This window comes from Aliivibrio sp. 1S128 (assembly GCF_001691065.1).
Lineage (GTDB): Bacteria > Pseudomonadota > Gammaproteobacteria > Enterobacterales > Vibrionaceae > Aliivibrio.
In genome coordinates, this window is sequence record NZ_MAJV01000171.1 from 1 (window position 1) to 1,122 (window position 1,122).

Below are 1,122 nucleotides of genomic sequence, written 5' to 3' on the forward strand. Positions count from 1 at the left end.
TTGATGCATTTGTTATGCGCGCTCTATCAGTTGACCACTATTTTACTGGACCTTTATCGAATTGCTTAAGACCATCATTAATATCAAACCAAGGTGCTTTTGAAGCAACAAAGATATGAAAGTTAGGTTTATGCGTTGGTGTGCAGTCCAGAATACCTAAACGGATATTATGTTTACCACCGGTGATTTTTCTAGAAAATAAGCTTGAACCGCAACACTTACAAAATGCTAGTTCTGTTTCCTCACTTTTTGAGTAGATGGAAACAAACTCCTCACCTTTTGTAAAAGCAAATTTTGACGATGAAACTCCACCAACTGATGAGTAATCTGAGCCAGTAAATTTACGACACTCAGAGCAATGGCAATTCCCCATATAATCAAAATCATCTGGGACTTCAATTCCAATTTTTCCACATAGACATGAGCCAGTTAACATTTCCATTTTTCCTCCTAAGCGCATAACGCCGCAATAAGCGGACTAAAATTGTGGGTTATAATGTGTAGCGAAGCGAAACGTAACCCACTGTTTTAGTTCCGTTTAATTGCCTTGTTATGCCTGATGATCAGGTATTTCACTCAAAAAATCAGTTCCACCAATATCAAGTTTCATTTGAGTGAAGAGAGTACTTAATTGTCCTCGATGATGTGTTTGATGATTAAATAAGTGACTCACCAATTCACCAAAGTCTCGCTTACTCACCACCCCTTTAGAATTTGAATACTCAAATAGCATCTTAAAATCATTTTCTTCAACTTCACTTTTAAGCCATTTGCATATTAAAAGATCTACTTTTTTACGTGTTTCAAATAACAATTTGAAATCAGGAATGATAACATCATCTAATCCATTGGGTTTAGGTAAGTCTGACAAAGTAGCCAATGATACGTATCTGTCTGAATGCTTAGAAAATCTAGTTAACCAAATAAGATCACCTACTAAAATATGGTTAAGAGTTCCGGTTATAGATTTAAAGAATGCTCCTCGATTTTCAGTTCTATCAAAATTATTTAGCTCTTCAACTATTCTGTAAAATTGGTTATTCATGCGCTGATTGTAATCAGACATTAGGATAAAGTGACTCTGTAAGTTCATGGGACTCCTTTAGGCATAACGCCTGCATA

Annotated in this window: 2 protein-coding genes; both read right to left on the reverse strand. The window is 35.7% G+C overall.

The window, feature by feature from the left end:
* Positions 1 to 37: 37 nt before the first annotated feature.
* Complete coding sequence (locus A6E03_RS18970) at positions 38 to 442, reverse strand: GFA family protein (protein WP_065601522.1); 405 nt, start codon at positions 440 to 442, stop codon at positions 38 to 40.
* Between the two features lie 108 nt (positions 443 to 550).
* Positions 551 to 1,093 carry a DinB family protein gene (locus tag A6E03_RS18975; RefSeq protein WP_065601523.1) on the reverse strand — a complete coding sequence of 181 codons (543 nt, stop codon included), beginning with the start codon at positions 1,091 to 1,093 and terminating at the stop codon, positions 551 to 553.
* Between the last annotated feature and the right edge of the window lie 29 nt (positions 1,094 to 1,122).

Coding starts and splice junctions, on each gene's coding strand:
- A6E03_RS18975 (WP_065601523.1), bottom strand. CDS start 1,093: ATGAACTTACAGAGTCACTTTATCCTAATGTCTGATTACAATCAGCGC.
- A6E03_RS18970 (WP_065601522.1), bottom strand. CDS start 442: ATGGAAATGTTAACTGGCTCATGTCTATGTGGAAAAATTGGAATTGAA.